Source organism: Microbacterium profundi (assembly GCF_000763375.1).
Taxonomy (GTDB): domain Bacteria; phylum Actinomycetota; class Actinomycetes; order Actinomycetales; family Microbacteriaceae; genus Microbacterium; species Microbacterium profundi.
Window position 1 is genome coordinate 429031 of the sequence record NZ_JPSY01000002.1, and the last position, 6548, is coordinate 435578.

6 protein-coding genes are annotated in these 6548 nt (G+C 66.3%); 4 read left to right on the top strand and 2 right to left on the bottom strand.

Features of this window, described 5'->3' with window-relative positions; all coding sequences use genetic code 11:
• The first annotated feature begins 60 nt into the window (after positions 1-60).
• Positions 61-1224 (top strand): ATP-binding protein, encoded by a 1164-nt coding sequence (locus tag JF52_RS0112615; RefSeq protein WP_033106902.1) that lies wholly within the window; start codon positions 61-63, stop codon positions 1222-1224.
• 66 nt (positions 1225-1290) lie between these two features.
• On the opposite strand, the gene JF52_RS0112620 is transcribed toward JF52_RS0112615, so the two are convergent.
• The gene (locus JF52_RS0112620) at positions 1291-1647 is read right to left on the bottom strand and encodes a MerR family transcriptional regulator (protein ID WP_033106903.1); all 357 of its coding nucleotides are present in this window, start codon (positions 1645-1647) and stop codon (positions 1291-1293) included.
• 53 nt (positions 1648-1700) lie between these two features.
• Here JF52_RS0112620 and JF52_RS0112625 point away from each other — a divergent pair, with 53 nt between their 5' ends.
• The 3 genes from JF52_RS0112625 to JF52_RS0112635 are packed head-to-tail and all read left to right on the top strand — an operon-like array spanning position 1701 to position 4842.
• On the top strand, positions 1701-2654 hold the full coding sequence (locus tag JF52_RS0112625; RefSeq protein ID WP_200881019.1) for an aldo/keto reductase: 954 nt from the start codon (positions 1701-1703) through the stop codon (positions 2652-2654).
• A 32-nt stretch (positions 2655-2686) separates the two neighbouring features.
• Positions 2687-3988 (top strand): tyrosine--tRNA ligase, encoded by a 1302-nt coding sequence (gene tyrS, locus JF52_RS0112630; protein ID WP_033106904.1) that lies wholly within the window; start codon positions 2687-2689, stop codon positions 3986-3988.
• 44 nt (positions 3989-4032) lie between these two features.
• Positions 4033-4842: a DUF4184 family protein gene (locus tag JF52_RS0112635; RefSeq protein ID WP_033106905.1), complete on the top strand. Its 810-nt coding sequence runs from the start codon at positions 4033-4035 to the stop codon at positions 4840-4842.
• Here the strand turns inward: JF52_RS0112635 and JF52_RS0112640 are convergent.
• Positions 4769-6016, bottom strand: coding sequence for a CoA transferase (locus tag JF52_RS0112640; protein ID WP_033106906.1), 1248 nt, complete (start codon positions 6014-6016; stop codon positions 4769-4771). The two genes, JF52_RS0112635 and JF52_RS0112640, sit on opposite strands and share 74 nt — an antisense overlap.
• Positions 6017-6548 lie beyond the last annotated feature (532 nt).

Sequence of the window (6548 nt, forward strand, 5' to 3'; positions counted from 1 at the left end):
GGATACTTCGAGATACTTGGCCCGAAGTATCTCTAGGTATCTCGAGATGATGGAGCACCGATGCAGCCGAGTCCGTACACCCCGGGCGAGATCGCCCGCGCCGTTCCCGGCCGAGGCGAGCTGATCGACGAGTTCACCGAGCGGCTGTCGCTGCTGGTCGACCTGCAACGGCTGATCGGTCGCATCCATGTCGCGTTCGGAGAGCGCGGGATCGGCAAGACCTCGCTGCTTCGCGCCTATCAGCGCCTCGCCGAGGAACGCGATGTGCTCTGCATCTGGGTCACGGCAGGCGAGCAGAGCGGACTGATCGCGCAGATCGTCGACGGCATCCGCGAGGCGACCAACTCGTGGCCGCAGGCGACGGCTGCCTCGATCCGCGAGAACCTCGATGCGCTCACCGTCACCGTCGGGGTACCGGGGATCGCATCGGTGAGCGCGAAGACGAAGGCACCGGCTCCCGAGGCCGTCGGTGCCAGGGCGCTGGAGAAGCTCATACGCGCGACCACCGATGATCGGAAGCGCGTGAAGGCTTTGATCCTGTTCATCGACGAGGTGCAATCGGCAGATGCTGACGGCATCCGTACCCTCGCGTATGCATGGCAGCATCTGCAGGCGGAGGCCTCAGACATCCCCGCCGCCGTCTATGCTGCCGGTCTCCCCAACGCGCCGGAGCAGATCGCGGATGCCGTCACCTTCAGCGAGCGTTTCGCGTACCGCCCGCTCGAGATGCTGTCGGTCGGCGCACAGGTCGCTGCCCTGCGCGATCCGGCGTTCGAGTTGGACGTGACGTGGGAGCCTGACGCACTCGAGCTCGCCGCTGATCTCGCCGCCGGCTACCCGTATGCGGTTCAGCTGTACGGCGATGCATCGTGGGTCGCGGCCGGGCGACCTGATGCCGGTGGCACGATCACCCCGCGTCATGTGAAGAGCGCACGCTCCAGCGTCGATCGTGATCTCCGGAATCTTTTCGCCGCGCGCTGGGCGAACACCACAGCGAACCAGCGCCGCTTCCTCGTCGCGGTGGCCTGGTTGCAGGAGCACGGCGACGCCGCGGACCGTGGCGATCTGGCCGACGTGCTCGACGTGTCATCTCGCAGCCTGTCCTCGGTGCGCGCCCGGCTGATCGCGAAGGGGCTCATCCGCTCTGAAGGGCATGGGCGCGTCACGATCCCGGTCCCCGGTTTCGCCGGCTACATCCGCGAACTCGAGGACGATCCACGCTGATCGGTCAGCCGGCGATTCGAACAGCAGGACTTCTTCGACCGTCGATTCGACCGGCCGAGATCTCTATCAGAGGGTCGATCGGTACCAGTCGATCTTCTCCGCGAGTCGTGTCTGCTTCGCGAGCACATCGTCCAGTTGACGCTGCACGCTCGCGGCGTGCTCCTCGAGCAGGGCGATGCGCTCCGGGATCGTCTCCTCTTCGCGGCATAACTCGCCATAGCGACGAAGTCGCTCCACCGGCATGCCGGTGTCGCGCAGGCACTTGAGAAAATCGAGTGTGCCCAGCTCGGAGTCCGAGTAGACCCGGTGCCCGCCAGGGGTGCGTCGCACCGGAGCGAGGATGCCCTCGCGCTCGTAGTAACGCAGGGTGTCGATGCTGAATCCACTGCGCTCTGACGCCTCGGCGGGTGTGTACATCGTCATGTCCCGAGCATAGAGCTTGACCTGGAGTGCGCTCCAGGTTGCACAGTGGGCACATGACTCATCAGATGCTCCCCGCCTCGCCGCTCGTTCTCGGTGCGATGTCCTTCGGCACCCGGATCGACGAGGACACCTCGTTCGCTCTGCTCGACCGCTTCGTCGAACGCGGCGGTGTCTGGATCGACACTGCCGACTGCTACAGCTTCTGGGACAGCCCTACCGGTCACGGCGGGGCATCCGAAGCTGTTCTCGGTCGCTGGTTCGCCGCCCGTCCTGAGGTGCGCGAGCAGGTGCGCCTGTCGACGAAGCTCGGTGCCGAACCGCTCTGGCCCGGATCCTGGCCGGATCGTCGGGCCGGGCTGTCGACTCGTGCGATCCGCGACGCGGTGGCGGGCAGTCTCGATCGGCTCGGGATCGACCACATCGATCTGCTCTGGTTGCATCAGGAGGATCGGTCGGTGCCGATCGAGGAGACGGTGGAAGCACTGGCCGAGCTGACCTCGGAGAACACCGTGCGTCGCGTTGGCGCATCCAACCACCCCGCTTGGCGGGTCGAACGCGCTCGTGCGCACGCGAAGAAGATCGGAAGCCTCCCGATCGACGCGTTCCAGCTCAACAGCACCTATCTGCGAGCCCGGCCCGGCACACAATTGCCCGGAGTCGTCCACCGGTTCGGGGCGCTCCACGATGAACAGCGCGACTACGCCACGGAACACGGCATCGAGGTGTGGGCGTATACTCCGCTTCTCTCGGGTGCCTACGACAACCCGGACAAGACGATCGCGGAGGTCTACGACCATCCCGGCAACACGCAGCGCCTCGCCGTGCTCGATGAGATCGCCGGTGAGCGCGGTGTCCAGCGCGGTCAGATCGTGCTCGCGTGGCTGCTCGCTCACGGCATCCGTCCGATTCTGGGTGGAAGCAAGCTCCACCAACTGGAAACGGCGATGGATGCGGCAGCCCTTACTCTCGCACCGGAGGAGGTCGCCGCGATGGACGCGCCGGCGTGAGGGGGCGGCGCCGCGCTGATAGCCTGGAGCGCGTGTCGAATCCTGCTCTGACGACTGCTGAACCCGCGATCGATCACACGTTCGAGAACGTGTGGGACGAACTCGTGTGGCGCGGCCTCGTCCACGTGTCCACCGACCAGGAGGCGCTGCGCGCCCTTCTCGCCGGAGACCCGATCACGTATTACTGCGGATTCGACCCCACGGCTCCGAGCCTGCACCTCGGCCACCTCGTTCAGCTGCTGGTGCTGCGGCGACTTCAGCTCGCAGGGCACAAGCCACTCGGCCTCGTCGGCGGTTCGACCGGTCTCATCGGCGACCCGCGGCCCACGGCAGAGCGCACGCTGAACACTCCGGAGACGGTCGCGGAGTGGGTGGGTCGCCTGCGCGCCCAGGTCGAGCGCTACCTGAGCTTCGAGGGCGAGAACGCCGCGCGCATGGTCAACAACCTCGAATGGACGGCGCCGATGTCGGCGATCGACTTCCTGCGGGAGATCGGCAAGCACTACCGCGTCGGCACCATGCTCAAGAAGGACGCCGTCGCCGCGCGCCTCAACTCCGATGCCGGAATCAGCTACACCGAGTTCAGCTACCAGATCCTGCAGGGCATCGATTTCCTCGAGCTCTACCGTCAATACGGCTGCGTGCTGCAGACCGGCGGAAGCGATCAGTGGGGCAACCTCACCAGCGGCACCGACCTCATCCACCGCGTCGAGGGCGTGTCGGTCCACGCGATCGGCACGCCGCTCATCACCAACAGCGACGGCACCAAGTTCGGCAAGAGCGAGGGCAACGCGATCTGGATCGATGCGGCGCTCACCAGCCCGTACGCGTTCTACCAGTTCTGGCTCAGCACGGCGGATGCCGACGTGATCGAGCGCTTGAAGATCTTCACGTTCCTCACGCGCGCCGAGATCGACGAATACGCGCAGCTGGTGGAGAGCGAGCCGTTCCGTCGCGCCGCGCAGAAGCGCCTGGCGCTCGAAGTCGTCGCGACCGTGCACGGGATCGAGGCGACGGCAGCGGTCATCGCGGCATCCGAAGCGCTCTTCGGCCAGGGTGACTTGACCGCGCTGGACGCGGCGACGCTGCGCTCTGCGCTCGAGGAGCTTCCGAACGCGACGGTCGCGGCCGGTGCGCCGGTGGTCGACGCGCTCGTGGCGACCGGACTCGTCGCGAGCCTCTCCGAGGCGCGCCGGGCGATCGCCCAGGGCGGCGTGACGCTCGACGGTGCACGCATAGAGGACGACACCGCCGTCGTGGAGGGCACTCTGCCCGGAGGGGTGTCGGTGCTGCGTCGCGGCAAGAAGACACTCGCCGGCGTCTTCATCGGCTGATCACCCGTCGCTCCTGAGACAGGGGACGACCGCGAAGGAGGACGATGCCGTTCACGGCCAGTCATGCGGTGCTCGCCCTGCCGTTCATCCGCACACCGCTGGTCCCGGCGGCGATCGCGATCGGCGCCATGTCGCCTGATCTGCCGCTGTTCCTCCGAGGGTTCGGCCTCACGTACGCGTTCACGCACACCTACGCGAACCTGCTCTGGACGATGGTGCTCGCCTTCGGGCTGTTCTTGATCTGGCGTGTGGTGCTGCGGCCGGCGGCATCCGAGTTGTCACCGTCGTGGTTGGCGCGTCGACTCCCGAGCGAGTGGGAGGAGCCGGCGGCGGATGCCGCGACCGAGGCTGTCGGATTCGGGCAGCGGCGGTCGTACATTCCGCTGCTCATCGTGTCGTTGCTGCTCGGCGTCATCTCGCACATCCTGTGGGACGCCTTCACGCATGAAGGCCGTGACGGGCTCGATGTGTTCCCTGCGCTGGCTGAGCAGTGGGGCCCGCTGCGGGGTTTCAAGTGGCTGCAGCACGGTTCGAGCATCGTCGGACTGGTCGTCATCGGCATCTGGGCGGCGCTGTGGCTGCGTCGAAGCGCTGTGCATTCCGATCGCGATCGCGTGCTGCCGGGCTGGGTGCGTGTGGTGTGGTCGATGTCGCTTCCGGTGCTCCTCGTCGCCGCGTGGGTGATCGGCTACCTGACGTACGGTCCGTTCACCGCGCAGTTCACGCTGCAGCATCTGGCGTATCGCACTCTGCCCTCAGCGTGCGGGATCTGGGCGATGCTCACTCTCGCGCTGTGCGTGGTGACCGCCATCGTGGGCGGTCGCCGCCCCATGCATGCGGCGCCTCGAAGCTGAATCCGGGCAGGGCCGGCGCTGCCGTGGCGACCGAGCGTCCGCTGATCGTGAACTGCTGGCTGTGAATGGCGGGATCGATCTCGCGTTCCGGTTGCGGCTCATCGCGGCGCGGCATCCCGAGCAGCTCCGCGGCCACCCGCCGCAGCGAGGTGGAGATGTGCCACGTGCCGCCCTCGCGCTCTCGTCGCGCCAGTGTCTCGCAGATCGCCGCGGCCAGCAGGTAGCCGGCGCTGTGATCGAGGGCCTGTGCGGGAAGCGCTCCAGGCCGCTCGCCGTCCGGGGATTCGATCATCGCGATCCCGGACTCCGCCTGCACCAATGAGTCGAATCCGGCGCGGTCGGGGTGGTCAAGGCCCCAGGCACTCAGCTGCGCGATGATCAGGCCGGGATGCAGTTTGGCGAGAACCGCGGGAGAGAGGCCGAGGCGTTCGAGCGCGGCAGGGCGGTAGCCGAGCACGACGACATCGGCTTTCGAGAGCAGCGCGGGCATCTGCGGCGATCGAGCATCCAGCAGAGTGCTGCGCTTGCCGTGCCCGGTGTCGAAGTGCTGCCACTCCGGTTCGGGAAGATTCGGAGGATCGATACGCAGCACGTCGGCGCCGAGGAGAGCGAGTGTGCGGGTGCAGACCGGGCCGGCGATCACGCGTGTCAGGTCGAGCACGCGGATGCCGCGCAACGGCGCAGCCCTGTCGCGTGATGCCTGAGGCTTCGAAGGCTCACCGCCGCCGATGCGCGTGACCTCGACGAGCGGGCGCTCGCGCAGCACCGCATCGTGGTCGGGATTCTCACGACGGACTGCGACGGCCAGACCTCCCGCAGCGACGATGCGATCGACGGAATCTTGAACGGCTGCTGCGGCGAACAGCGAGTGGAGCTCATCCGCCCCCGTCTCCGCCGACATACCGAGCCCGCGGCACAGCGCTCTCGCGTGATGGGGATAGTTGCCGTGTGTGCGCAGCCATCCGTCACCGGCTCGCCAGAACCCGGAGAACGGCGACCACACCGACGGGGCCTCGCCGTCGACACGCAGCAGTCGGTCGCTGCGGAATGCCATCGCGATCCGGACGGGGTCGACCTTCCCAGACGTGTCGACCGCCCTCATCACCGACCTCACACTCGCCAGGGCGAGGTCTGCCGTGGCGAGTCGAGAGGGGAGGGGCGAGGAAGCGTTCATCTGGTCGCGATCGTACGCCAGGCAGGCGCCCTCCGAGCAGAAAGCCGATTTGATCAGGCATGATGCTTCCGCGGCGAGTCAGCGACACGCCCGGGGTGGCCCAGTGATTTGCCCGACCCTCGCATCCCACGTAAGTTATTACTTGTTCGCCCCACAGGGTTGAGAAAGGGCCAAGGCTCAGCTCCCCTCAAGTGGCGGACCACCTCCCAACAAAGAAGATCACTTCGGTGAGAATCTGAGTCGGGATTCTCTGTGGTTCCGCAGATCGTGACCGAGTTCGCTCGGATCGCCGATTTGACAAACGGATGCCACGGGGTAAGATTGAGAAGTTGCCCTTCGGGCCTGACTGTGATGGTTGGGTCGGGGGAGCGTCCGATCCTTGAGAACTCAACAGCGTGCACTTGTCAAATGCCAAATTATCCTCGTCGGTCTTCGGACTGGTGAGAATTCCTTTGGATCAAAGACCAGCCCTTCCGGGGGTTGGCATTTTAAATGAAGTCAGTTTGATTCATTTCTTTGGTCAGTTCAAACT

Bases quoted from the DNA above. Each gene is read 5' to 3' on its own strand.
- JF52_RS0112615 (WP_033106902.1), top strand. From the start codon at position 61: ATGCAGCCGAGTCCGTACACCCCGGGCGAGATCGCCCGCGCCGTTCCC.
- JF52_RS0112620 (WP_033106903.1), bottom strand. From the start codon at position 1,647: ATGACGATGTACACACCCGCCGAGGCGTCAGAGCGCAGTGGATTCAGC.
- JF52_RS0112625 (WP_200881019.1), top strand. From the start codon at position 1,701: ATGACTCATCAGATGCTCCCCGCCTCGCCGCTCGTTCTCGGTGCGATG.
- JF52_RS0112635 (WP_033106905.1), top strand. From the start codon at position 4,033: ATGCCGTTCACGGCCAGTCATGCGGTGCTCGCCCTGCCGTTCATCCGC.
- JF52_RS0112640 (WP_033106906.1), bottom strand. From the start codon at position 6,016: ATGAACGCTTCCTCGCCCCTCCCCTCTCGACTCGCCACGGCAGACCTC.